The sequence below is a fragment of the Coralloluteibacterium stylophorae genome, from assembly GCF_018122625.2.
Taxonomy (GTDB): domain Bacteria; phylum Pseudomonadota; class Gammaproteobacteria; order Xanthomonadales; family Xanthomonadaceae; genus Coralloluteibacterium; species Coralloluteibacterium stylophorae.
The window spans coordinates 57,934-81,621 of the sequence record NZ_JAGQFT020000013.1; the positions used below are offsets into that span (position 1 = coordinate 57,934).

At 71.7% G+C, this 23,688-nt stretch carries 24 protein-coding genes and 1 tRNA gene; 12 read left to right on the forward strand and 13 right to left on the reverse strand.

What is annotated here, in order from left to right:
• Positions 1–27 precede the first annotated feature (27 nt).
• The 5 genes from KB893_RS16240 to KB893_RS16260 form a co-directional block, all read right to left on the reverse strand.
• Positions 28–1,560 (reverse strand): Ppx/GppA phosphatase family protein, encoded by a 1,533-nt coding sequence (locus KB893_RS16240; protein WP_213173892.1) that lies wholly within the window; start codon positions 1,558–1,560, stop codon positions 28–30.
• On the reverse strand, positions 1,557–3,635 hold the full coding sequence (ppk1, locus tag KB893_RS16245; RefSeq protein ID WP_211927572.1) for a polyphosphate kinase 1: 2,079 nt from the start codon (positions 3,633–3,635) through the stop codon (positions 1,557–1,559). The genes KB893_RS16240 and ppk1 overlap by 4 nt, the downstream gene beginning before the upstream one ends.
• A 64-nt stretch (positions 3,636–3,699) precedes the next feature.
• The gene (gene phoR, locus KB893_RS16250) at positions 3,700–5,016 is read right to left on the reverse strand and encodes a phosphate regulon sensor histidine kinase PhoR (protein WP_211927567.1); all 1,317 of its coding nucleotides are present in this window, start codon (positions 5,014–5,016) and stop codon (positions 3,700–3,702) included.
• Positions 5,013–5,702: a phosphate regulon transcriptional regulator PhoB gene (gene phoB, locus KB893_RS16255; RefSeq protein WP_211927568.1), complete on the reverse strand. Its 690-nt coding sequence runs from the start codon at positions 5,700–5,702 to the stop codon at positions 5,013–5,015. Before phoB ends, phoR begins: the two co-directional genes overlap by 4 nt.
• A gap of 117 nt (positions 5,703–5,819) precedes the next feature.
• Positions 5,820–7,505 (reverse strand): M48 family metalloprotease, encoded by a 1,686-nt coding sequence (locus tag KB893_RS16260; RefSeq protein WP_211927569.1) that lies wholly within the window; start codon positions 7,503–7,505, stop codon positions 5,820–5,822.
• A 102-nt stretch (positions 7,506–7,607) separates the two neighbouring features.
• Here KB893_RS16260 and grxC point away from each other — a divergent pair, with 102 nt between their 5' ends.
• From grxC to KB893_RS16280, 4 genes are all read left to right on the forward strand, one after another.
• The gene (gene grxC / locus KB893_RS16265) at positions 7,608–7,904 is read left to right on the forward strand and encodes a glutaredoxin 3 (protein ID WP_211927573.1); all 297 of its coding nucleotides are present in this window, start codon (positions 7,608–7,610) and stop codon (positions 7,902–7,904) included.
• The gene (locus KB893_RS16270; protein ID WP_211927570.1) at positions 7,901–8,302 is read left to right on the forward strand and encodes a carboxymuconolactone decarboxylase family protein; all 402 of its coding nucleotides are present in this window, start codon (positions 7,901–7,903) and stop codon (positions 8,300–8,302) included. Before grxC ends, KB893_RS16270 begins: the two co-directional genes overlap by 4 nt.
• Positions 8,303–8,404: 102 nt before the next feature.
• Positions 8,405–9,421, forward strand: a complete 1,017-nt coding sequence (locus KB893_RS16275) for an isocitrate dehydrogenase (protein ID WP_213173893.1) — start codon at positions 8,405–8,407, stop codon at positions 9,419–9,421.
• Positions 9,422–9,488: 67 nt separating this feature from the next.
• Positions 9,489–10,538, forward strand: coding sequence for an SDR family oxidoreductase (locus KB893_RS16280; RefSeq protein ID WP_213173894.1), 1,050 nt, complete (start codon positions 9,489–9,491; stop codon positions 10,536–10,538).
• An 81-nt stretch (positions 10,539–10,619) separates the two neighbouring features.
• On the opposite strand, the gene KB893_RS16285 is transcribed toward KB893_RS16280, so the two are convergent.
• The 6 genes from KB893_RS16285 to KB893_RS16310 form a co-directional block, all read right to left on the reverse strand.
• A complete protein-coding gene (locus KB893_RS16285) occupies positions 10,620–11,369 on the reverse strand; it encodes a Bax inhibitor-1/YccA family protein (RefSeq protein WP_211927850.1) in 750 nt (249 codons plus the stop codon).
• Between the two features lie 104 nt (positions 11,370–11,473).
• A complete protein-coding gene (gene thiD / locus KB893_RS16290) occupies positions 11,474–12,280 on the reverse strand; it encodes a bifunctional hydroxymethylpyrimidine kinase/phosphomethylpyrimidine kinase (protein ID WP_213173895.1) in 807 nt (268 codons plus the stop codon).
• Positions 12,277–12,957: a YoaK family protein gene (locus KB893_RS16295; protein WP_211927852.1), complete on the reverse strand. Its 681-nt coding sequence runs from the start codon at positions 12,955–12,957 to the stop codon at positions 12,277–12,279. Before KB893_RS16295 ends, thiD begins: the two co-directional genes overlap by 4 nt.
• A gap of 34 nt (positions 12,958–12,991) precedes the next feature.
• Complete coding sequence (locus tag KB893_RS16300; protein WP_213173896.1) at positions 12,992–14,401, reverse strand: PhoH family protein; 1,410 nt, start codon at positions 14,399–14,401, stop codon at positions 12,992–12,994.
• A 127-nt stretch (positions 14,402–14,528) separates the two neighbouring features.
• Positions 14,529–14,993 (reverse strand): peroxiredoxin, encoded by a 465-nt coding sequence (locus KB893_RS16305; RefSeq protein WP_211927854.1) that lies wholly within the window; start codon positions 14,991–14,993, stop codon positions 14,529–14,531.
• Between the two features lie 3 nt (positions 14,994–14,996).
• A complete protein-coding gene (locus tag KB893_RS16310) occupies positions 14,997–15,578 on the reverse strand; it encodes a glycine cleavage system transcriptional repressor (protein WP_246505730.1) in 582 nt (193 codons plus the stop codon).
• Between the two features lie 197 nt (positions 15,579–15,775).
• On the opposite strand from KB893_RS16310, the gene dapA reads away from it, so the two are divergent.
• Positions 15,776–16,660, forward strand: coding sequence for a 4-hydroxy-tetrahydrodipicolinate synthase (gene dapA, locus KB893_RS16315; RefSeq protein WP_211928178.1), 885 nt, complete (start codon positions 15,776–15,778; stop codon positions 16,658–16,660).
• A gap of 41 nt (positions 16,661–16,701) precedes the next feature.
• Entirely contained in the window at positions 16,702–17,202 is a 501-nt protein-coding gene (locus KB893_RS16320) for a hypothetical protein (RefSeq protein ID WP_211928177.1), read from the forward strand.
• A gap of 78 nt (positions 17,203–17,280) precedes the next feature.
• Here the strand turns inward: KB893_RS16320 and fdxA are convergent, their stop codons facing one another.
• Together fdxA and KB893_RS16330 are read right to left on the reverse strand one after the other, a co-directional pair.
• Complete coding sequence (gene fdxA / locus KB893_RS16325) at positions 17,281–17,604, reverse strand: ferredoxin FdxA (protein ID WP_211928176.1); 324 nt, start codon at positions 17,602–17,604, stop codon at positions 17,281–17,283.
• Between the two features lie 145 nt (positions 17,605–17,749).
• Positions 17,750–17,825: transfer RNA gene (locus KB893_RS16330), tRNA-Glu, on the reverse strand.
• Between the two features lie 136 nt (positions 17,826–17,961).
• Here KB893_RS16330 and pcnB point away from each other — a divergent pair.
• The 6 genes from pcnB (at position 17,962) to pgi (ending at position 23,678) form a co-directional block, all read left to right on the forward strand.
• Positions 17,962–19,329: a polynucleotide adenylyltransferase PcnB gene (gene pcnB, locus KB893_RS16335; protein ID WP_213173897.1), complete on the forward strand. Its 1,368-nt coding sequence runs from the start codon at positions 17,962–17,964 to the stop codon at positions 19,327–19,329.
• The gene (folK, locus tag KB893_RS16340; RefSeq protein ID WP_213173898.1) at positions 19,326–19,823 is read left to right on the forward strand and encodes a 2-amino-4-hydroxy-6-hydroxymethyldihydropteridine diphosphokinase; all 498 of its coding nucleotides are present in this window, start codon (positions 19,326–19,328) and stop codon (positions 19,821–19,823) included. Before pcnB ends, folK begins: the two co-directional genes overlap by 4 nt.
• A gap of 85 nt (positions 19,824–19,908) precedes the next feature.
• Positions 19,909–20,727: a 3-methyl-2-oxobutanoate hydroxymethyltransferase gene (gene panB, locus KB893_RS16345; RefSeq protein WP_211926830.1), complete on the forward strand. Its 819-nt coding sequence runs from the start codon at positions 19,909–19,911 to the stop codon at positions 20,725–20,727.
• A 96-nt stretch (positions 20,728–20,823) separates the two neighbouring features.
• Positions 20,824–21,663, forward strand: a complete 840-nt coding sequence (gene panC, locus KB893_RS16350; protein ID WP_211926829.1) for a pantoate--beta-alanine ligase — start codon at positions 20,824–20,826, stop codon at positions 21,661–21,663.
• Positions 21,664–21,789: 126 nt separating this feature from the next.
• Positions 21,790–22,170: an aspartate 1-decarboxylase gene (panD, locus tag KB893_RS16355; RefSeq protein WP_211926828.1), complete on the forward strand. Its 381-nt coding sequence runs from the start codon at positions 21,790–21,792 to the stop codon at positions 22,168–22,170.
• Complete coding sequence (gene pgi / locus KB893_RS16360) at positions 22,170–23,678, forward strand: glucose-6-phosphate isomerase (protein WP_213173899.1); 1,509 nt, start codon at positions 22,170–22,172, stop codon at positions 23,676–23,678. Before panD ends, pgi begins: the two co-directional genes overlap by 1 nt.
• The last annotated feature ends 10 nt before the right edge of the window (positions 23,679–23,688 follow it).

Below are 23,688 nucleotides of genomic sequence, written 5' to 3' on the forward strand. Positions count from 1 at the left end.
GACGCAAACCCGCCGGCGGCAAGCGGATCAGTCCGGGCTCAGGTGCAGCTCGAACCCGAGCCGGCCGGCCAGGCCGCACTCGGTGTCGAGGTCGGCGCGGGTCAGCGGGTGGTTCTCCAGCCAGCGCAGGGGCAGGCGCAGGGTCATGCGAGCGCCGGCGGCCTCGAGCACCGGGTCGGGCAGGGCGCCGTCGTCGCGGCCGCGGTGCAGGAGCACGGCCAGGCGCAGCAGCGGCACGAGATGGCGCGCGCCGGTCTGCATGCGGCCGGGCAGGGCCTGCAGCACCGCGACCGCCGGCTTGCGGCGCTGGCAGTGCACGAGCGCGGCCAGAACCTGCTGTTCCTGGCGCGAGAAGCCGGCGATGTCGGAGTGCTCGAGCAGGTAGGCCCCGTGCACGTGGTACTGGCTGTGCGCCACCGCCAGGCCGATCTCGTGCAGGCGCGCGGCCCAGCCGAGCATCAGGCGGTCCTCCGCCGACAGCGACCAGGCCTGCGCGACCTGGTCGAACAGGCGCAGGGCGGTGGCCTCGACGCGCGCGCCCTGCGCCGTGTCCACGCCGTAGCGCTCGCCGAAGCCGGCGATCGCGCTCTCGCGCGGGTCGTCGTCGGTGACGCGGCCGAGGAGGTCGTGGAGGATGCCCTCGCGCATGGCGGTGCTGCTGACCTGCATGCGCTCGATGCCCAGCGCGGCGAACGCCGCCTCCATCACCAGCAGGCCACCGGCGATGATGGGGCGGCGGTCCTCCTCGAGCCCGGGCATCTCGATCCGCGAGATGCGGTCGGCCCTGAGCAGCTGGGCGCGCAGCCCGCGCAGCGCCTCGGCGGTGATGTCGCTGTCGCCCTGGCCGGCCGCTGCGGCCAGCGCGCCGATCGCCTTGGCGGTGCCGGAGGAGCCGAAGGCTTCCTCCCAACCGCGCGCACGGTAGGGCACTGCGAACTGCTGGAATTCGGCGCCGATCGCGGTCAGCGCCTCGTTCCAGCGCCGGCTGGAGAGCTTGCCGTCGCCGAAGAAGCGGCGTGTGGTGGCGATGCAGCCGACCTGCAGCGACTCGCGCTCCAGCGGCGTGAACCCTTCGCCGATGATGAACTCGGTGGAGCCGCCGCCGATGTCGACCACCAGCCGCCGCCGCGCGCCCGGCGGGTTCGCCTGGGCGACGCCGAGGTAGATCAGGCGCGCCTCCTCGCGCCCGGACACCACCTCGATGCCGTGCCCGAGCGCGGTCTCGGCCGGGACCAGGAAGGCCTGCGGCGAGCGCAGCGCGCGCACGGTGTTGGTGGCGATCGCGCGCACCCGCGCGCGCGGCACCGGGCGCAGGCGCTGGCCGAAGCGTTCCAGGCAGTCGAAGGCGCGGCCGCGGGCCTCCGCGGAGAGGCCGCCCTTGCCGTCGAGGCCTTCGGCCAGGCGCACCGTCTCGCGCAGGCGGTCGACCACGCGCAGTTGGCCGAGGATCGGGCGGGCGACCACCATGTGGAAGCTGTTGGAGCCGATGTCGACGGCGGCGAGCAGCTCGTCCTCGGCGGCGTGGGCGGGGCGGACGGAGCGGGCCGGACGCGATCTCATCCGCACAGCTTAGCCAGCAACGTCCCCTGCGCCGAGACCGGCTCGGCGCCCGCTTCCGGCTGCACGCGGCTGTAGCTGCCGTCGGCCTCGAGCTGCCAGGCCTCGGCGGTGTCGGCGAGGTAGCTGGCCAGCGCCTCGTCGTGGACACGCTGGGCGAGCTTGGCATCGAGGATGGGGAAGCAGGTCTCCACGCGTCGCAGCAGGTTGCGCTCCATCCAGTCCGCGCTGGCGCAATAGATCTCGCGCTTGCCGTTGTTGCAGAACGCGTAGACGCGCGAATGCTCGAGGAAGCGGCCGATGACCGAGCGCACGCGGATGTTCTCGGACACGCCGGGCACGCCGGGCCGCAGGCAGCAGGCGCCGCGCACGATGAGGTCGATGCGCACGCCCGCGCGCGAGGCGGCGTACAGCGCCTGCATCACCGCGACCTCGTTGAGCGCGTTCATGCGCGCCACGATCCACGCCGGCCGGCCCGCCTCCGCGTTGGCGGTCTCGCGCTCGATCTTGGCGATCAGGCCGCGGTGCAGGGTGAACGGCGCATGCAGCAGGCGCTTGAGCTTGAACGCCGGCGCCAGGCCCGACAGCTGCTGGAACAGCAGGTGGACGTCGTGGCCGATGTCCGGATCGGCGGTGAGCAGGCCCAGGTCGGTGTAGACCTTGGCCGTGCCCGAGTTGTAGTTGCCTGTGCCCAGGTGCACGTAGCGGCGCAGCGCCTTGCCCTCGCGGCGCACGATCAGGAGCATCTTGGCGTGGGTCTTGTAGCCCACCACGCCGTAGACCACCTGCACGCCGGCCTCCTGCAGGCGGTCGGCGACGCGGATGTTGGCCTCCTCGTCGAAGCGCGCGCGCAGTTCCACCAGCACGGTGACGTCCTTGCCGTTGCGCGCCGCCTCGATCAGCGCCTCCTGCAGCGCCGGCTCCTTGCCGGTGCGGTAGAGCGTCTGCTTGATCGCCAGCACGTCCGGGTCGGTCGCCGCGTGCTCGAGCAGCTCCAGCACGTCGCTGAAGGAGTCGTAGGGGTGGTGCAGGAGCATGTCGCGTTCGCGGATGCGCTCGAACGGCGACTCCTCGTCGCTGAAGCGCGGCCGCGGCACGAAGGGCGGAAACTTGAGCTCCGGCCGGTCGACCAGGTCGTAGACCTGGATCACGCGGTTGAGGTTGACCGGGCCGTTGATCCGGTAGACCGCGCTGTCCGGCAGCTGGAAGTTCTCCAGCAGGATGTCGAGGATCGGCTTGGGCGTGGTGTCGGCCACCTCCAGCCGCACCGCGCGGCGGAAGCCGCGCCCCACCAGCTCGGTCTTGAGCGCGCTGGCGAGATTCTCGACCTCCTCCTCGTCGACGATGAGCTCGGAGTTGCGGGTCACCCGGAACTGGTAGGCGCCCTTGACCTGCATGCCCGGGAACAGGGTGTCGACGAAGGCGGTGAGCACCGCCGAGAGCAGCACGAAGTCGTGCGGCCCGCCGGAGATCTCCTCGGGGATCTGGATGATCCGCGGCAGCGAGCGCGGCGCGCGCACGATCGCCATGCGCCCGGCGCGGCCGAAGGCGTCCTTGCCGCTCAGCACCACCACCACGTTCAGCGACTTGTTGAGGATCCGTGGGAACGGGTGCGCGTTGTCGAGCCCCAGCGGCGAGAGCACCGGCATGATCTCGTCGTCGAAGTAGCGGCGCAGCCAGCGCTTCTGCTTCGCGTTCCAGGCCTCGCGCGGCAGGATGCGGATGCCGGCATCGTTGAGCGCCGGGCGCAGCGCCTGGTTCCAGGTGGCGTACATGCGCCCGACCAGGTCGGTGGCCTTCTCGTGGATCAGCTTCAGGGCGACGGACGGCGACAGCCCGTCCGGCGGCGCCTGTGCGCTGCCGTACTGGGTGGCGGTGCGTACGGTGGCCGCGCGGATCTCGAAGAACTCGTCGAGATTGGTGCAGGTGATGCACAGGTAGCGCAGGCGCTCGAGCAGCGGCAGGCGCTCGTCCTGCGCCTGGGCGAGCACGCGGACGTTGAATTCCAGCTGCGACAGCTCGCGGTTGAGGTACAGCGACGGGTCGCGGAGGTCGATGTCGGCGTCGGTGGCGTCCATGGCCACGCATGATGACGGATCGGCCGGCACCGGTGCGGATTCCGCGTCGTGCCCTGCCTCGTGGTCACGCATTCACCGCCTCCTCGCTGCGCGGCACGATGCGCTCGGCCTCGAAGCGGCAGCTGAAGACCGAGCCGATGCCCATCCGGCTCGACACCTCGAGGTGGCTCTGGTGCAGGGCCAGCACGTGCTTGACGATGGACAGGCCGAGCCCGGTGCCGCCGGAGTCGCGCGAGCGGCTGGTGGAGACCCGGTAGAAGCGCTCGGTGAGTCGCGCGAGGTGCTGACTGGGAATGCCGTGGCCGCTGTCGCGCACGGCGAAGCGGACGCCGCCGTCGGTCTCGGCCTCGTAGCGCACCTCGATCTCGCCGCCGGTGGGCGTGTAGCGGACCGCGTTGGAGATCAGGTTGGAGAAGGCGCTGTGCAGCTCCTTGGTCGAGCCGCGCAGGTCGCAGTTGCACAGGTCGGACACCAGGATGCGGTGGCGGCCCTGCGACAGCGCCAGTGCCTCGCGGCGCAGGGTGTCGAGCAGCGGGCGCATCGCCACCGTCTCCTCCTCGGCGAGGGCGTCCTGCGCCTCCAGGCGCGAGAGCGTGAGCAGGTCCTCGACCAGGTGCGTCATGCGGTGCGACTGGCGTCGCATCTCGTCGACGATGCCGGCGAGTTCTGGATGGTCCTCGGGCTCGATCATGTCGAGATAGCCGTGCACCACGGTGAGCGGCGTGCGCAGTTCGTGGGAGACGTTGGCCACGAAATCGCGGCGCACCTTCTGCAGGTGCATCAGGCGGCTGACGTCGCGCGCGACCAGCAGCCACTGTTCGTCGTTGTAGACGATCGGGTGCAGGCTGAGGGTCTGGTCCGGGTCGAGCGGGGAGGGCAGTTCCAGCAGGTCCTCGCGTTCCGGCGCGGCCAGCCAGTTCGCCAGGTGCGGGCTGGCGACCGCCTCGTTGAGGCGGGCGTCGACGTCCTGCGGGATGCGCAGGCCGAGCATCCGTCCGGCGGCACGGTTGAACCACACGATGCGGTCGTCCGCGCGGTCGAGGATCACGATGGCGTCGGGCAGGGCGGCGGCGGCGCGCTGGTAGGTGCGCAGTAGGTCGACCAGGCGCCGGCGGCGCGTGCGCAGCTCGCTCTGGCGGCGCGCGAACATGCGTTCGAGCGCGTCCCAGGCGCCGGCGCGGCGGGTGGCGACCAGGCGGCGGCGCGAGGCCACGTCCTCGAGCACCCGGCTCAGGCGCACGTAGTGCCAGCCGACCAGGCCGGTCGAGGCCAGCGCGATCGCGACCCAGATGTCGCCGGCGAGCACGCCGACCAGCAGCGCCGCGGCGTAGATGCCCGCCAGCCGCAGCAGCTCGCGGAGGCGGTAACGGGCGTGCCTCACGACTGCTCGGAGAAGCGGTAGCCGGCGCCGCGGACGGTCTGGATGAGGCCGTCGAGGCCGTGCGGCTCGAGAGTCTTGCGCAGGCGCCGGATGTGCACGTCGATGGTGCGCTCCTCGACGTAGACGTTGCCGCCCCAGACGTGGTCCAGGAGCTGCGAGCGCGAATAGACGCGGTCCGGATGGGTCATGAAGAAGTGCAGGAGGCGGTACTCGGTCGGGCCGATGGTCACCGGCGTGTCGCCGGCGTAGACGCGGTGCGCCGCGCCGTCGATGCGCAGGCGCCCGGCGGCGACGCTGCCGGATTCGTCGTCCTCGCGGGTGCGGCGCATCACCGCCCGGATGCGCGCGATCAGCTCGCGCGCGGAGAAGGGCTTGACCACGTAGTCGTCGACGCCGGCGTCCAGCCCGCTGACGCGGTCGTTCTCCTCGCCGCGGGCGGTGAGCATGATGATCGGCACGTCGCGCGTGAGCTCCTCGCGCCGCCAGCGACGCGCGAGTTCCAGTCCGCCGATGCCCGGCAGCATCCAGTCGAGCAGGATCAGGTCCGGCACGCGGTCGGTGACCGCGGCCTGCGCCTCGCGCGCATCGCCGGCGTGGACCGGCTCGAAGTCGCCCTTGCGCAGGGCGAAGGCGACCATGTCGCGGATGGCGGGTTCGTCGTCGACGATCAGGATGCGTTTCTGCACGGCCACGGTCCGTTTCGAGGGCGCCGCGAGTAGATAACAGTTTTGTGACGCGCTTGTGACCGGGTGCAGGGGTCGGGCGTCGTCGGGCGGGGCGCCCGCCAGGGCGGCCACGCGCTGTCACCCGCCGGCAACACTCCGGCCCTGGTCCTCGGGACGCAGGCCCTGGCGCCGCATCTCCAGCACGATCGGTGTCATCGCCGCGATGCGGGCGTCGATGCGGGCGCGCTGGTAGTAGTCGAGCTCGACGTCGTTCTTCAGCGCCTGCAGCTGGTTCAGCGCGTCCTCGGCGCGGCCGTTCAGGAAGGCGGCCTCGGCATGCGCCTCCGCGGCGCGGTTGGTGTCGCCGGCGAGTTCGGCGGCACGCGCGAAGCGGACCTGCAGCTCCGGATCGTCGGTACCGCCCTTGAGCATCGGACGCAGCAGGGCCTGGGCGCGGTCGCCCGCCTCGCGGGTGCCGATCTCGCCGAGCACCCGCGCGTAGGCGAGGGCGACGGCGCGGTTGTTCGGAAACCGCCGCAGGAGCTGCTCGAAGCGCTGGCGCGAGGTGCCGACGTGCCCGGCCGCATGCTCGGCCTCGGCCTGTGCGAGGGTGATCCAGAGGTCGTCGGGTTCCGCGGCCGCGAGCGGGCCGAGGATGGTCAGCGCGTCGTCGGCCCGGCCCATGCGCATGTAGGCCAGCGCGAGCCCGTAGCGCTGCGGTGGGTCGAGCCGCGCGGTATCGCCCATCTGCCGGTATTCCGCCTCGGCGGCGTTGGGCGAGGAAGCGGTCAGCACCCGCATGCGTTCCTTGGCCCAGGCGAAGCGTGCGCCGACCTCGCCAGCCGCCGCCGGCGACACCGCCGCCAGGCTGCGCGGCAGCAGCGGGTTGTCGATGCGGCCCGCGGCGGCGGTGTGGCGCGGCCGGCACTGGCCGCGCAGGGTGCCGCCATGGCCCTGGCTGTCGGGACTCCAGGTGGTGACGCAGTCGGTGTCTTCGGCGAGCCGCTCGGCGCGCTGCCGCGCCTCGCTGACGCGGGTGGTGGTCACCGGATGGGTGCGCAGGTACTCCGGCGCCGAGCGGCCGCCGGTGTTGTTGCGCTCCAGTCGCGCCATCTGCATGAAGAAGCTGGCCATCGCGCTCGGGTCGTAGCCCGCCGCGGCGAGGCGCTGGATGCCGATGCGATCGGCCTCGGACTCGTTGCTGCGGGTGTAGTCGATCTGGCGCTGCTGCATCAGTCCCAGCCCGCCGGCGAGCACCGCCTGGGTCGCGTCGCCGCTGCTGCTGCTGTCGCTCTGCTGCGCGGCCACCACCGCGGCGAGCATGCCGAGCAGGATCGGGATCTGGTCCTTGCTGGCGCGCTCCACCGCGCGCAGCACGTGCTTCTGGGTCACGTGCGAGATTTCGTGGGCGAGTACGCCGGCGACCTCGTCCTCGCGCTCGGCGGTCAGGATCAGGCCGGAGTTGACGCCGACCACGCCGCCGAGGGTCGCGAAGGCGTTGACCTGGCGCTCGCGCAGGATGAAGAAGGTGAAGTCCTGCGTGGTCCGCTCGCCGCCCGAGACGAGCCGGTAGCCGAGCGTCTGCAGCCACGAATCCAGCAGCGGGTCCTCGAGCAGGAGATCCATGCGGCGGATCTCGCGCAGGGTCATCGCGCCGTACTGCGCTTCCTGGGCGGGCGTCAGCTGCTCGGCGGCGGACGACCCCATGTCGGGCAGGCGCGCGTCCTGCGCATGCGAGGCCGTTCCGGGCAGCAGCAGGATGCCGGCGAGGGTGGTCGCGAGCGCGGACGGGAGGAAGGATCGCGGCACTGGGGAGCGTCTCATGAGACCGCGCAGAGCATGCCGCAGTCGTGGGCGGGACTCGTGAATTCGCTGTAAACCAAAGCGTTGCACCTGCACGCGTGGAAAACGCCGAGCTCAGGCATCATCTGCGTCCGACCGCCAGTGAGCCGGAGAGTTTCCGTGAGCGAAGTCACCATCTACACCACCGCCATCTGCCCGTACTGCGTGGCCGCCAAGAACTTCCTGAAGAACAAGAACGTCACCTGGTCCGAGGTGCGGATCGACACCGATCCGGCCCGCCGCGAGGAGATGCTCGCCCGCGCCAGGCGCACCAGCGTGCCGCAGATCTTCATCGGCGACACCCACGTCGGCGGCTACGACGACCTGGTCGCGCTCGACCGCCGCGGCGGCCTGGCGCCGCTCCTCGAGGGCGCGGCGTGAGCGCGGACCCCGGCGCCGGCACCGAGGCCGACCGCGTCGCCGAGTTCACCGCGTTCCGGCAGCGCATGAACGAGCGCATCCTCGCCGAGGACAACCAGGTCGTGCGCCGCTTCTTCGCGCTCGACACCCAGACCTACCGGGCCGGCGCGCTCGACGTCAAGACCAAGGAACTGCTCGGGCTGGTCGCGTCGATGGTGCTGCGCTGCGACGACTGCATCAGCTACCACATCGCCCAGTGCAAGGACGCCGGCGTCAGCCGCGACGAGTTCTTCGAGACCTTCTCGGTGGGGCTGGTGGTCGGCGGCAGCATCGTAATCCCGCACCTGCGCCGCGCGGTCGACTTCCTCGACCGGCTCGAGTCCGGCGCCGAGGCGCCGGCGGCGCACGCGCACGGCTGAGGCCGAGGACCGGGCGCGCGGCGGCAGCCGCGGCGCGCTTCCGGCATAATGGTGGGTGCTCTGCGCCTCGCGCATTCCCTCCGCTTCGACCCAAGAGTAGTTATGACCCAGACGATCGCAGTCATCCGCGGCGACGGTATCGGCCCGGAAATCATGGACGCCACCCTGCACGTGCTCGACGCGATGCAGCTGGGCCTGAGCTACGAGGACGTCGACGCCGGCATGGTCGCGCTGGAGAAGCACGGCGACCTGCTGCCGAAGGCGTCGCTGGAGACGATCGCCAGGTACAAGGTCGCGCTGAAGAGCCCGCTCACCACGCCGGTCGGCGAAGGCTTCTCGTCGATCAACGTGGCGCTGCGCCGGCACTTCGACCTCTACGCCAACGTGCGCCCGGCCAAGAGCTTCCCGAACACCAAGTCGCGCTTCGGCGAGGGCGTCGACCTGATCACCGTGCGCGAGAACACCGAAGGCGCCTACATCGGCGAAGGCCAGATGGTGTCCGAGGACGGCCAGATCGCGACCCTGACCCAGAAGATCACCCGCAAGGGCTCGGAGCGCATCGTGCGCTACGCCTTCGAGCTGGCGCGCCAGACCGGCCGCAAGAAGGTCACGGTGGTGCACAAGGCCAACATCCTGAAGTCGACCTCCGGCCTGTTCCTGAAGGTCGCGCGCGAGGTCGCGCAGGAGTACACCGACATCCAGTGCAACGAGATGATCGTGGACAACACCTGCATGCAGCTGGTGATGCGTCCGGAGCAGTTCGACATCATCGTGACCACTAACCTGTTCGGCGACATCATCTCCGACCTCTGCGCCGGCCTGGTCGGCGGCCTGGGGCTCGCGCCGGGCGCCAACATCGGCAAGGACGCGGCGATCTTCGAGGCCGTGCACGGCTCGGCGCCGGACATCGCCGGCAAGGGCATCGCCAATCCCTGCGCGCTGTTGCTGGCCGCCGCGCAGATGCTCGACCACATTGGCAAGGCCGACGCCGCCACCCGCCTGCGCGAGGCCATCGTCGCCACGCTCGAGGCCAAGGACCCGGCGCTGACCCCGGACCTCGGCGGCAGCGGCACCACGATGAGCTTCGCGGAGGCGATCGCGAAGCGCGTCGCCGGCTGACGCGAGCTGCGATGGCGTCTCGACGAACGGGGCCGCGAGGCCCCGTTCGTCGTTCCGGGATCCGCGCTTGACGCGCCCTTGCGCGGGCGGCGCGGAGGATCGTGCGCCCTGGAACGACGAGGACGCGGCGATGTTCGAGGCGGAGGCGGAACGGGGACCGGTGGTGGTCGTCACCGGCGCGGCCAGCGGCATCGGCCGCGCCACGGCGCTGCGCTTCGCCGAGGACAACGCGCAGCTGGTACTGGCCTCGCGCGACGTCGCCGCGCTGGAGCGGCTGGTGGCCGAATGCGAGTCCTGCGGCGCCCGCGCGATCGCCGTCCGCTGCGACGTCACTTCCGATGCCGATGTCCTGGCGCTGGTGGAGGCCGCATGCGAGTTCGGCGACGGGATCGACGCATGGGTCAACAACGCCGGCGTCGGTGTCGTGGGCGAGTTCGACACCGTGCCGTTCGAGGCGCACCGGCGCGTGATCGAGACCGATCTGGTCGCCTACGCGCGCGGCGCGCATGCGGTGCTGCCGGTGTTCCGCGCGCAGGGACAGGGCCTGCTGGTCAACGTCCTGTCGCTGGGTAGCTGGGTGCCGCAGCCGCTGGCGGCGTCCTACAGCGCGGCCAAGTTCGGCCTGCGCGGGCTCAGCGCCGCGCTCCGGGGCGAACTCGGGCGCGACCGCGACATCCACGTCTGCGACGTCTATCCGGCCTTCGTCGACACCCCGGCGTTCGGCTACGGCGGCAACTACAGTGGCCACGAGGTGCGGCCACCGTCGCCGGCCTACGACCCGCGACGCGTGGCGCAGGCGATCGTGCGGCTGACCCGGCGGCCCCGCGCCACCACCGTGGTCGGCGGCGTCGCCCCTCTTGCGCGGGCGGCCTATGCGCTGGTCCCGCGCTTCGAGGTCCTCTCGGCGGCGCTGACGCGCCGGGCGCTCGCGCGGATGCCGGAGGCGCCGCCGTCGCCGGGCAACCTGTTCGAGAGCGTGGGTGGGCGCCGTCGCGTCGACGGCGGCTACCGGACGCCGGTGCCGGCGGCGGTCCGGACGGCCGGCATCGGCGCAGGGCTCGCTGCGGTCGCCGGGCTGGCGTGGCTCGGCTACCGGGCGATGGCGACGCGGCGCTGAGCGTCCGGTTCCCGCTCCGCACAACGAAAACGGGCCCCGCAGGGCCCGTCGTCGCCGCCGGAGCGCCCCGTGGAGCCCCCCCTACTCGCGGCTCTTGGCCAGCAGGCGCAGCAGTTCGAGGTAGAGCCAGACCAGGGTCACCAGCAGGCTGAAGGCGCCGTACCACTCCATGTACTTGGGCGCGCCGGCCTCGACGCCGCGTTCGATGGTGTCGAAGTCCAGCACCAGGTTCAGCGCCGCGATCACCACCACGACCAGGCTGAACCCGATGCCGATCGCGCCGCCCTCGTGGATGAAGGGAATGCCGCTGCCGAAGAAGTGCATCACGATGTTCACCAGGTACAGCAGGGCGATGCCGCCGGTGGCGGCGACCACGCCCATGCGGAACTTCTCGGTCGCGCGGATCACGCCGGTGCGGTAGGCGATCAGCATCGCGGCGAGCACGCCGAAGGTCAGCCCCACGGCCTGCAGCACGATGCCCGGGAACTGCGCCTCGAACATGGCCGAGAGGCCGCCGATGAAGAGGCCTTCCAGTGCCGCATACAGCGGCGCGGTATAGGCGGCGATGTTCTTCTTGAAGATCGTCACCAGGGCGACGACGAAGCCGCCGATCGCGCCGCCGACGACGAAGGGCATCACCGCCGAGGGGTCGCCGTCCGCGGCGAAGAAGCGGCTCCAGGTGAACATCGCGGTGACCAGGCTGATGATCAGCAGCAGCGCGGTCCGGTTCACCGTGCCGTTGACGGTCATCGCGCCGCCGCGGTCGACCACGGCGCCGGAGCCGATGTCGAGGAAGGTCTTGTCGTTGAGGGCCGGGTTGCCGCTGCGCATGCTGCTGGTCTCCTGGTCGATGTACGCCGGCCGCGTCCGCGCGGCCGAATGGGCCCGAGAATACCGGAGTTGCGGTGAGCCGCGCGTCGCGCGGCGCGCGCGGTTCAGCCGCGCAGCCGCCAGAAGTGGTCGAGGACGGCGGCTGCGCCGAAGCCGGGGCGGGTGGCGGCGGCGAGGGCGCCGTGGATGTAGTCCCCGGCTTCGGCGCAGGCCTCGGCCGGCGCCGCACCGAGCGCCAGCCTGGCCGCGATCGCCGAGGCCAGGGTGCAGCCGGTGCCGTGGCCTTCGCGCGGCAGCCGCGGATGCTCGAACTCCGTCAGCCCCTCGCCGTCGTCGAAGCGGTCGACGACGGGGCCGTCGCCCGGCAGGTGGCCGCCCTTGAGCAGGACCGCGCGGCAGCCGAGGCCGAGCAGTTCCACGGTCGCCGCCTCGGCGTCCGCCTCGTCGGCGATCGGGTGGCCGAGCAGCAGTTCGGCCTCGGGGATGTTCGGGGTGAGGATGGTCGCCAGCGGCGCGAGTCGCTCGCGCAGTGCGTCCAGCGCATCCTGCTCCAGCAGGCGCGCGCCCGAGGTCGCGACCATCACCGGATCCACCACCACGTGCGTCGGCGCATGGCGTTCCAGTGCATCGGCGACGGCATGGATCACCTCCGCCGTCGCCAGCATGCCGAGCTTCACCGCGCCGATGCGGAAGTCCTCGAAGCAGGCGTCGATCTGCGCCCGCAGGAACGCCACCGGGGGCACGTGCACGGCGGTGACGCCGCGCGTGTGCTGCGCGGTGAGTGCGGCGAGCGCGGACAGCCCATGCACGCCGTGCGCGGCGAAGGTCCTGAGGTCGGCCTGGATGCCGGCGCCGCCGCCGGAGTCGGAGCCGGCGATGGTGAGGATGGAGAGCGGTCGGGAATCGGTCATGGCGGGAGCGAGGTCTGGCCGCGGCGCTGCAGATCGTAGGCGACGTAGGCGATCCCGGTCGCGCCCACGAGCAGCGCGGGCAGCAGCAGCGTGCGGTAGCCGAGGTGGGGAAACAGCAGGGCTCCCGCGATCCCGCCGCCGAGGAATCCTGCGATCACCAGCACGCACAGCGCCGCGCGGCGGGCGTCGGCCGGAATGCCGCGCAGGCGGTTGCCGAGGTGCACGCCGAGGTCGGTGAACATCCCGGTCAGGTGGGTCGTTCTCAGCAGCGCGCCGCTGTAGGTGGTGGTCAGGCCGTTCTGCAGCCCGCAGGCGGCCGCTGCGAGCAGGGCGCCGGCGAGGTTGCCGCGCTCGAACAGCGGCACCGCCGAGGTCAGGAGGACCGCTTCCAGTGCGAGCGCGGCTCCGTACGGACGCCCGAGTTCGAGCGCGCGGCCGCGGATCAGCAGTCCGGAGGCGAAGGCGCCGGCGACGAAGGCCGACATCACCGCCATGAGTTGCGCGGCCGGCCCCAGCGCGCCTCGGGCGAGCGCGGTGCCGAGCTGGCTGGTGGTTCCGGACAGGTGCGAGAGCGCCTGGTGCTCGAAGCCGATGTAGCCGACCACGTTGACCATTCCCGCGACGAAGGCCAGCGTGCCCGCACCGGTCCATACCCAGGCCGGCAGCCGCGAGATCACCGCCCCGTCGTCCCGGCCCGTGTGCCGCTGGCCACTAGAGCATTTCCGAGGCGAAGTCGGCCAGGCGCGAGCGCTCGCCACGGCGCAGGGTGACGTGCGCGCTGTGCGGCCAGTTCTTGAAGCGGTCGACGACGTAGGTGAGGCCCGAGGTGGTCTCGGTGAGGTAGGGCGTGTCGATCTGCTCGAGGTTGCCCAGGCACACGATCTTGGTGCCGGGGCCGGCGCGCGTGACCAGGGTCTTCATCTGCTTCGAGGTCAGGTTCTGCGCCTCGTCGATGATCAGGTAGCGGTTGAGGAAGGTGCGCCCGCGCATGAAGTTCATCGCGCGGATCTTGATGCGGCTGGCGAGCAGGTCGTTGGTGGCCTGGCGTCCCCAGCTGCCGCCTTCCTGGGTCTGGGTCAGCACCTCGAGGTTGTCGGTCAGCGCGCCCATCCAGGGCGTCATCTTCTCCTCCTCGGTGCCGGGCAGGAAACCGATCTCCTCGCCGACGCTGACCGTGGCGCGGGTCATGATGATCTCGCGGTAGCGCTGCGCGTCGAGCGTCTGCGCCAGGCCCGCCGCCAGCGCCAGCAGGGTCTTGCCGGTGCCGGCGGTGCCGAGCAGGGTGACGAAGTCGATCTCGGGATCCATCAGCGCGTTCAGCGCGAAGTTCTGCTCGCGGTTGCGCGCGATCACGCCCCACACCGCGTGCTGGTTGTGGCGGAAGTCGTCGACCACCTGCAGCACCGTGCGCCGGCCCTCGACCCGCGCAACGCGCAGTTCGGTGGCGTCGTCGCCGGGCAGGTAGAGGAACTGCTGTGGATACCAGGCCGTGTCGTTGTCGTCGACCTCCGGGCGGGTCACCTCGTAGAAGGTCCGGCCCTTCTCGGTCCAGGACTTCAGCGTGTCGCCGTGGCGCTGCCAGAAGTCCTCCGGCAGCGCCTCGGCGCCGGTGAACAGCAGGCTGAAGTCGTCGAGCGCGCGGTCGTTTTCGTAGTCCTCGGCGACGAGGCCGGCGATCGCGGCCTTGATCCGCATGTTGATGTCCTTGGACACCAGCACGACATCCTCGCCGGGACGGTCCTCGATGAGCGCCAGCACCGAGGCGATGATGCGGTTGTCGGGAACGGTGTCGCCGAAGCTGCGCTCCGGGTCGACGACCTGGGTCTGGAAGCGCAGGCGGCCGGCGGATTCCGGCGTGCGCAGCTGGATCCCGTCAGGCCGCGACAGCGCCACGCCGTCGCCGATCCGGGCCGCCTCGTGGCCCTCGAGCAGGCCGTTGATGAAGCGGCTGACCTGGCGCGCGTTGCGCGACACCTCCGAGGTGCCCTTCTTGGCGTTGTCGAGCTCCTCGAGCACCGTCATCGGCAGGAACACGTCGTGTTCCTCGAAGCGGAACAGCGCGGTCGGGTCGTGCATCAGCACGTTGGTGTCGAGCACGTAGGTGCGCTTGCTGCGGGTCATCGGCGTCCTCGCGACTGCGGGCAGTACGGCAGGGCCGCGGCGCCGCGGGCGGCACCACGGAGACGGAAACCAGTGGCAACGGACGCGGCGCGCGACGCCGCGGATACGGGGCGGCGGGCCGCTGCGGTCACCGTGCCCCGTCGAGGGCGGCGAGCACCGCGTCGGCGTGCCCGGCGACCTTGACCTTGCGCCAGGCCTGCACGATGCGGCCGTCGGGGCCGATCAGGAAGGTGCTGCGTTCGATGCCGAGCACCTTGCGGCCGTACATGTTCTTCTCGCGGATCACGTCGAACGCGCGGCACAGGGTCTCGTCGGGATCGGAGGCGAGGTCGAAGCGGTAGCCCTGCTTCTCGGCGAAGCGCGCATGCGAGGCGACCGAGTCGCGCGACACGCCGAGGATGGCGGCATTGCGCTCGTGAAAGGCGTCGAGGCGCGCGTTGAAGTCGCCGCCCTCGGTGGTGCAGCCGGGCGTCGAATCCTTCGGATAGAAGTAGAGCACCAGCCAGCGCCCGCGCCAGTCGCCCAGGCGCGCGTCGCTGCCGTTGCCGAGCGTGGTCGCGAGGTCTGCGGGGACGGTATCGCCGATGTCCATCGTTCAGAACTTCATCGGGTCCATGATGGCGTCGAGGTTCAGGTGGTCGCAGAACTCGAGGAAGTCGTCGCGCAGCGCGGCGATGTGCATGTTCGACGGAATGCCGATGGTCACCTGCGCGGAGAACATGTCCGCGCCGGTCTGCATCGCGCGGTAGCGCGAGGACTGCAGGTTCTCGATGGTGATGCCCTGGCGGTCGAAGAAGTCGGCGAGCTGGAACAGGATGCCCGGCTTGTCGGCCGCCACCACCTCGACGATGTAGGGCAGCAGGTTGGACTGCAGCGCCTTCGGTCCGGTGCGGTACCACGACAGCTTGAGGTCTTCCTCGCGTTCGAGGCGGGCGAGCATGGCCTCGAGCTTCGCCACCGCATCCCAGGCGCCGACCGCCAGCGCGGTCACCGAGACGTCGCGGCCGACGGTCGACAGACGCGCGTCGGCCATGTTGCAGCCGCTGTCGGCGATGCGGCGGGTGACGGCGAGAAGCGGCGAATGCGGGTGCGTCGCGTAGGCGCTGATCAGGAGATGGTTTTCTTGCGGAGCGGGGCGGGGCGTCTGGTCGCTCAAGGCGGGGTCCGGGTACGGCATGCTGACGAATCGCGCGCCGCCGCCGCGGCTGCGGCGCAGCATGGATGCGGCAGCGCGAAGGCTGGCTGGCAGCATACTTGCCGCGCGTTTCCGGCCGCAAGTAACATCCCGCCGCTTCGCGGCCGGCGACGGCCCCGCCCGCGCGGCGCCCGTGGCGGCGCGGCGCCGGTCAACCATCCGCACCTGGACATCAGATCTTGCGACTCACTGGCAGCATCACCGCCCTGGCGACGCCCTTCGACGCCGCCGGCGCACTCGACCTCGACGCCTGGAAGCGCCTGATCGCAGAGCAGCTCGAAGCAGGGACCCAGGCCGTGGTCGTCGCCGGCTCCACCGGCGAGGCCGCGACGCTCGACGACGCCGAATACTCCACCTTGCTCGAGTGCGCCGTGGCGCAGTGCCGTGGCCGCGTTCCGGTGCTGGCCGGTACCGGCCTGTCCGGCACCGCCAGGACGGTCGCACTGACGCGCCGCGTGGCGCAGGCGGGGGTCGACGCCGCGCTGGTGGTGACGCCGCCGTACGTGCGGCCGACCCAGGCCGGTCTCCGTGCGCATTTCGAGAAGGTCGCCGAGGAAGGCGGGCTGCCGGTCGTGCTCTACAACGTCCCGCCGCGCACTGGCGTGGACCTGCTGCCCGACACCGTCGCGCGGCTGGCCGCGCACGCCAACATCGTCGCGATCAAGGAGGCGCGCGCGGAGCCGGAGCGCATGCAGGCGCTGCTGGCGCTGCGTGGCGATGGCTTCAGCGTGCTCAGCGGCGACGATCCCACCGCCACCCGCGCGATGCTCGCCGGAGCCGACGGGGTGATCTCGGTGGCCTCGAACGTGGTCCCGCGCAGCTTCCGGCGCCTGTGCGACCTGGCGCGTGCGGGCGACGCGGATTCAGCCGCTGCTCTGGATGCGCGCCTGCAGCCGCTGTACCGTTTCCTCTCCGTCGAGCCGAACCCGATCCCGGTCAAGGCGCTGCTCGCGCGCGCCGGCGTCGGCCATGGCCTGCGGCTTCCCCTCACCGAACTGGCGGTGGCGCACGCGGACGACGCGGACGACATCGCCCATCGCGTGCGCGCGCTCGAATCGGAATGAGCCCGCACCCGATCCACCGTTCCCATTCCGGAGATTCGAGCATGTCCCATTCCCAGATGCGTACGCGCCTGGCCTTCGCAGTCCTGGCAGCGGCCATCGTTGCGACGTCCGGATGCAGCTGGTTCCGCGAGAACGATGCCGCCTACAAGCGCGCCAAGGCGAACGCGCCGCTGGAGCTGCCGCCCGAGCTCGACCGCCCGTCCGCGGACCCCGCCATGCAGATCCCGTCGGTGGGCACCAGCGCCACCGCCTCGGGCACGCAGCGCAGCGCCGCGGCGGGCGCCTCGTTCACCGCGACCGGCGACGTCGCCGAGGTGTGGGAGCGGATCGGCAGCGAGCTCGACGGCATGGCGGGCGTGGAAGTGCTCAACCGCGCGCAGCTGCTGGGCACCTACGAGGTGCGCTACCAGGAGCAGACCTTCCTGATCCGTACGCAGTCGCAGGCCGGCGGCGTGCTGGTGAGCGCGCTCGGCGCCGACGGCCGCGCGCTGGGTTCCGGCCCGGCGGCCACGCTGCTGGGCGAGCTCGACGAGCGGATCTGACGTTCCCGCCTCTCGCGACGCCACGAAAAGGAAAAGGCGGCCTCAGGGCCGCCTTTTTCGTGCGCGTCGTCGCGATGCTCAGCGTTCGAGATGATCGAGCTTGCCCGGCTTGCCGTCCCACTCCTCGGCGTCCGGCAACGGATCCTTGCGCGTGGTGATCACCGGCCAGGCCGCGGAAAGTTCCGCGTTGAGCGCGACGAAGGCCTCCTGGCCGGCGGGCACGTCGTCCTCGGGGAAGATCGCGTTGGCGGGGCACTCCGGCTCGCACAGGGTGCAGTCGATGCATTCGTCGGGATCGATCACCAGGAAGTTCGGGCCTTCGTGGAAGCAGTCCACCGGGCAGACCTCGACGCAGTCGGTGTACTTGCACTTGATGCAGTTTTCGGTGACGACGAACGGCATGACGACTCTCGCGACGGAACCTGCGGATTGTAGCGCGCGCTCCCGCATGCCGGCCCGGATCCGGCGGTGCATCGGGCAACGAAAAGGCCCGGACATGCCGGGCCTTTTCGAGGGCGGAGGACCGATGTCGATCCGCCGCGTGATGTGGCGCTCCCTACGAGGTTCGAACTCGTGTTCCCGCCTTGAGAGGGCGATGTCCTAGACCGCTAGACGAAGGGAGCAGGGTTGGTTCGCGTTCAGCGAAGCCGCTAGTATAGACACCCTCGGAGTCGGTGGCAACGGTTTCATCGCTCTTCGCAGCGGACGGCTGCAGGCCTCGCGTCGCACCGTCCCGGTTTCCTCCTTCCAGCCTGTCGAATGATCGATTCCCAATCGCCTGATCTTCCGTTCTCTCCTCCGTCCACGCCGGGCCTGCCCGTGCGCGTGATCCCCCGCGAGGACCATGGCGTCTCGCGCAAGCAGATCAGTCCCAACGCGCTGCGCGTGCTCTATCGGCTGCGCGAGGCGGGCTTCGGCGCCTACCTCGTCGGTGGTGCCGTCCGCGACCTGCTGATCGGCCTGCAGCCGAAGGACTTCGACGTCGCCACCGACGCCACGCCGGAGGAGATCAAGCAGCTGTTCCGCAACTGCCGCCTGATCGGCCGGCGCTTCCGCCTGGCGCACGTGGTGTTCGGCCGCGAGATCATCGAGGTCGCCACCTTCCGCGCCAACAGCGACGACGGCAGTGGCGATCGCGCGATGGAAGGCGAACGCCTGGTGCGCGACAACGTCTACGGCAGCATCGAGGACGACGCGCTGCGTCGCGACTTCACCGCCAACGCCCTGTACTACGCGATCGAGGACTTCTCGGTGCGTGACTACGTCGGCGGCTTCGAGGACGTCGAGAACCGCGTCATGAAGCTGATCGGCGATCCGGAGACGCGCTACCGCGAGGATCCGGTGCGCATGCTGCGCGCGGTGCGCCTGGCGGCCAAGCTCGACTTCGGCATCGATCCCAGCGCCGCCGAGCCGATGCCGGCGCTGGCGCCGCTGCTCGCGCAGGCGCCGCCGGCACGCCTGTTCGACGAGACGCTCAAGCTGTTCCTGGCGGGGCACGCGCGTGCCAGCTTCGTCGGCCTCGAGCGCCATGGCCTGCTCGGCGCGCTGTTCCCGGAAACGGCGCGGGCGCTGGCCGCGAGCCGCGGCGGCGGCCTGCGCGCCCTGGTGCTCGAGGCGCTGGCCTCGACCGATCGCCGCGTCGCGGAGGGGCTTTCGGTGACGCCGGCGTTCCTGTTCGCGGCGCTGCTGTGGCCGGCGTTCTGCCGCGAGGCTGCGCTCCTGCAGAAGAGCGGGCTCGACGCGCTCGCCGCGCAGCAGCGCGCCGCCGACCGCGTCACCCTGCACCAGGCGCAGCGCATCGCGCTGCCGCGCCGGTTCTCGATTCCGATGCAGGAGATCTGGCTGATGCAGCCGCGCCTGGCGATGCGCCAGCGCAAGCGCGTGCATCGGCTGCTGTCGCATCCGCGCTTCCGCGCCGCCTTCGATTTCCTCGAGATGCGCGTGGTGGCGGCGCCGGAACTGGCCGAGGACGTGCGCTTCTGGCGCGAGGTGCAGGGCGAGACCGGCATCGAGCCGGGCCCGGACGTGGACGGCGACGCCCTCGAGCTCGGCGTCGACGAGCTGCCGCCGCCGCGTCGGCGCCGGCGCCGGCGCGCGCCGCGGGGCGAGGCGCGGCGCGGCGAGTGACCCCCGTCCGCGCCTTCATCGGGCTCGGCGGCAATCTCGGCGACGTCGCGGCGACCTTCGAGGCCGCGCTCGCGCGACTGGAGGCGCGGCCTGGCTGTCGCGTCGCCCTGCGCTCGCGCAACTACCGGACGCCGCCGTGGGGCGAGCCGGGGCAGCCGGATTTCCTCAACGCCGTCGCCGCGCTCGAGACCCTGCTCGCGCCGGCGGCCCTGCTCGATGCGCTGCTGGAGATCGAGCGCGCACACGGCCGCGACCGCTCGCGGGAGGTGCCGCGCTGGGGGCCGCGCACCCTGGACCTGGACCTGCTCGTCCACGGCGATGTCGTCTGCGACACGCCGGCCCTGACCCTGCCGCATCCGCGTCTGCACGAGCGCGCCTTCGTGCTGGTGCCGCTGGCCGAGATCGCGCCGGACCTGGACGTGCCCGGGTACGGGCGGGTGGCGCGGCTGCTGGCCGGCGTCGACGCGCGCGGCATCGCGCCCGCGACGGACTGATCCTCCCGCCGCCTTGCGTGCGCGGCGCGCGGGCCTCGACCATAGCCGCCGCGCCGCGAGGCGCGCCCCTGATCCGGAGACATCCATGTACGCCGATTCCGAGCTTCCCGCCCGCAAGCCGGTGACGGTTCCGCAGCTGCGCAGGATGAAGGCCGACGGGGCGCGGATCGTCGCGGTGACCGCCTACGACGCCGGCTTCGCGCGCGAGATCGAGGCGGCGGGCCTGGACGTGGTCCTGGTCGGCGACTCGCTGGGCATGGTGGTCCAGGGCCACGCCAGCACGCTGCCGGTGACGGTCGACGACATGGCCTACCACACCGCCTGCGTCGCGCGCGGGCTGCGCACACCGCTGCTGATGGCGGACCTGCCGTTCCAGGCCGATGCGACGCCCGCACGCGCGCTGGATGCGGCGACGCGACTGCTGCAGGCCGGCGCGGGGATGGTCAAGATCGAGGGCGCCGGGCCGAAGCTCGAGGTCATCCGCTTCCTGGTCGAGCGCGAGATCCCGGTCTGCGCACACCTCGGCCTGACCCCGCAGTCGGTGTTGCGCCTGGGCGGCTACAAGGTGCAGGGGCGCGAGGCCGCGGCCGCCGAGCGCCTGCGCGCCGACGCGCGTGCGGTGGCCCAGGCCGGCGCCGAAGCGCTGGTGCTCGAATGCGTGCCGACGCCGCTGGCGGCGGCGATCACCGGCGAGCTGGCGATCGCCACCATCGGCATCGGTGCCGGTGCCGACTGCGACGGCCAGGTCCTGGTCCTGCACGACCTGCTCGGCCTCGGCGCGCGCCGCCCGAAGTTCGTGAAGGATTTCCTCGGCGAGGGCGGCTCGGTGCGCGGCGCCTTCGCGGCCTACGCCGAAGCCGTGCGCGGGAGGCGCTTCCCGGCGGCCGAGCACGCCTACGACTGAAGCCGCCACCGCCCGCCTGCCGCTTCGGCTAAGCTCCGCACCCCCTATCGACAGCCGCGGCGCATGCGCGCCGGGCGCAGGCCTGGAAGCACACCGATGTTCACCGTCCGCACCGTATCCGACCTGCGCGCCGCCGTCGGCGGCTGGAAGCGCGCCGGCGAGCGGGTGGCCTTCGTGCCGACGATGGGCAACCTCCATGCCGGGCACCACTCGCTGGTGACCCTGGCCAGGCGCCAGGCCGACCGGGTCGTGGCCAGCGTCTTCGTCAATCCGACCCAGTTCGGTCCCAACGAGGACTTCGGCCGCTATCCGCGTACGCCGGATGCCGACGCGGCTGGGCTGGCCGACGCCGGCTGCGACGTGATGTTCCTGCCCGGCGTCGAGCAGATGTACCCGTTCGGCGCGGAGCGCTGCGTGGGGGTGCACGTGCCGGGGCTGACCGACGTCATGGACGGCGCCCACCGGCCGGGGCACTTCGACGGCGTCGCCACCGTGGTGCTGCGCCTGTTCAACATGGTGCAGCCGGATCTCGCCGTGTTCGGGCGCAAGGACTTCCAGCAGTTCCGGGTGATCGAATACCTGGTGCGCGACCTGTCGCTGCCGGTGACCCTGATCGCCGGAGAGACCCGGCGCGAGGACGACGGCCTGGCGATGAGTTCGCGCAACCAGTACCTCTCGCCGGAGGAGCGCGCCCGCGCGCCCGAGATCCACCGCACGCTGCAGTTCATGCGCGAGGCCGCCAGGCGGCAGGTGCCGCCGGCGGCGATCGCGGCGGAGGCGGGCAAGCGGCTGACGGCGGCTGGCTTCGTGGTCGACTATGCCGAGCTGCGTCGTGCCGAGGACCTGGCGCCGGCGGTGGCAGGCGATGCGGGCGTGGTCGCCTTCGTCGCCGCGCGGCTGGGCTCCACGCGGCTCATCGACAACCTCGCGCTGTGAGGCGGCGGGGCGTCCCCAACCGGCGCTGACCGGGCCCCGCGCGGCATTTGCCGCGATTGCCCGCCACTTCCTACACTAGAGGGTGCTGCACTGCCGCAGCCATCCCAGGACGTTCCGGAGCACGCCATGCAGCTCACCCTGCTCAAGGGCAAGATTCACCGCGCCTCGGTCACCCACGCCGAGCTGCACTACGAAGGCTCGTGCGCGATCGACGCCAACCTGCTGGAGCTCAGCGGCATCCGCGAGTACGAGCGGATCGAGATCTACAACATCGCCAACGGCAAGCGCTTCGCGACCTACGCCATCCGCGCCGAGGCCGGCAGCGGCATCATCTCGGTCAACGGCGCCGCCGCCCACCAGGCCGGCGTCGGCGACCTGGTGATCATCTGCGCCTACGCGGGCATGGACGAGGCCGAGGCGGCCGCGTTCAAGCCGCGGCTGGTGTACGTCGACCGCGAGAACCGGATGACGCACACCAACGACGCCATCCCGGCGCAGGCCGCCTGATGTCGGCCGCGCTGGCCGGACTCGCTCCTCACGCCGCGCGGCTCGCCGCCGCCCGGATCCCCGACCTGGTCGCCGCCGACTCCGAGCGCGCCGCGCGCGCGCTGCGGGTCGGTCCGCTGTACGCGAACTTCGCGCGACAGAAGACCGATGCTGAGGCCGCGGCCGCGCTGACCGCGCTGGCCCGCGAGGCGGACGTCGCCGGGGCGCTGCGCGCGCTGGTCGACGGCGCGATGGTGAACCCGTCGGAGCGGCGCCCGGCGCTGCACACGGCGCTGCGCTCCGACCTCGGCGACAGCGACACCGCGCGCGACGCCCATGCGCAGGCGGTGGCCGCGCGGGCGCGGATGCTGGAGCTGATCGCGGAACTCGAGGCCTCCGAGGTGACCGACATCGTCAATGTCGGCATCGGCGGTTCCGATCTCGGGCCGCGGCTGGTGGTCGACGCCCTCGGCGACGTCGCCACCGGCCGCTTCCGCGTGCATTTCCTGAGCAACGTCGACGGCAGCGCCGCGCAGCGGCTGATCCGCGAGCTTGATCCCGCGCGCACCGCCGTCGTCCTGGTGTCCAAGAGCTTCGGCACGCAGGAGACGCTGCTCAACGGCCGCATCCTCAAGGACTGGCTCGGCGGCGGCGAGCGCCTGTACGCGGTCAGCGCCAACGTGCCGAAGGCGGAGGCCTTCGGCGTGGCCGCCGAGCGCGTGCTGCCGATGTGGGACTGGGTCGGCGGGCGCTATTCGCTGTGGTCGGCGGTGGGTTTCGCCATCGCGCTGGCGATCGGCAGCGACGGCTTCGAGCGCCTGCTCGCCGGCGCCGCGTCGATGGACGCGCACGTACTGGAAGCGCCGCTGGAGGAGAACCTGCCGGTCCAGCACGCGCTGCACGTGATCTGGAACCGCAACGGGCTGGGCTATCCGACCCACGCGGTGCTGCCCTACGACGAACGCCTCGCGCTGCTGCCGGCCTACCTGCAGCAGCTGGTCATGGAGAGCCTCGGCAAGCGCGTCGCGCGCGACGGCTCCGCCATCGACCATGCCACCGTGCCGGTGCTGTGGGGCGGGGCGGGCACCAACTCGCAGCACAGCTTCTTCCAGGCCCTGCACCAGGGCACCGACGTGATCCCCTGCGACTTCATCGGGACCGCGGTGCCGGCGCACGACTACGCCGACAACCACCGCGCGCTGCTGGCGAACCTGCTCGCCCAGACCGAGGCCTTCGCCAACGGCGCCGACGTCGACGACCCGCAGAAGGTCTATCCCGGCGGCCGGCCGTCCACCCTGATCCTGCTCGAGACGCTCTCGCCCGAGAGCCTGGGCGCGCTGATCGCGATGTACGAGCACAGCGTCTACGTGCAGTCGGTGCTGTGGGGCATCAACGCCTTCGACCAGTGGGGCGTGGAGCTCGGCAAGAAGATCGCCGGCGAACTGCTGCCGGCGCTGGAGTCGGGCGAGGGTGCGCAGCTCGATCCGGTCACCGCCGCCCTGATCGTCGAGATCCGCCGGCGCGGCTGACGCCGCGCTT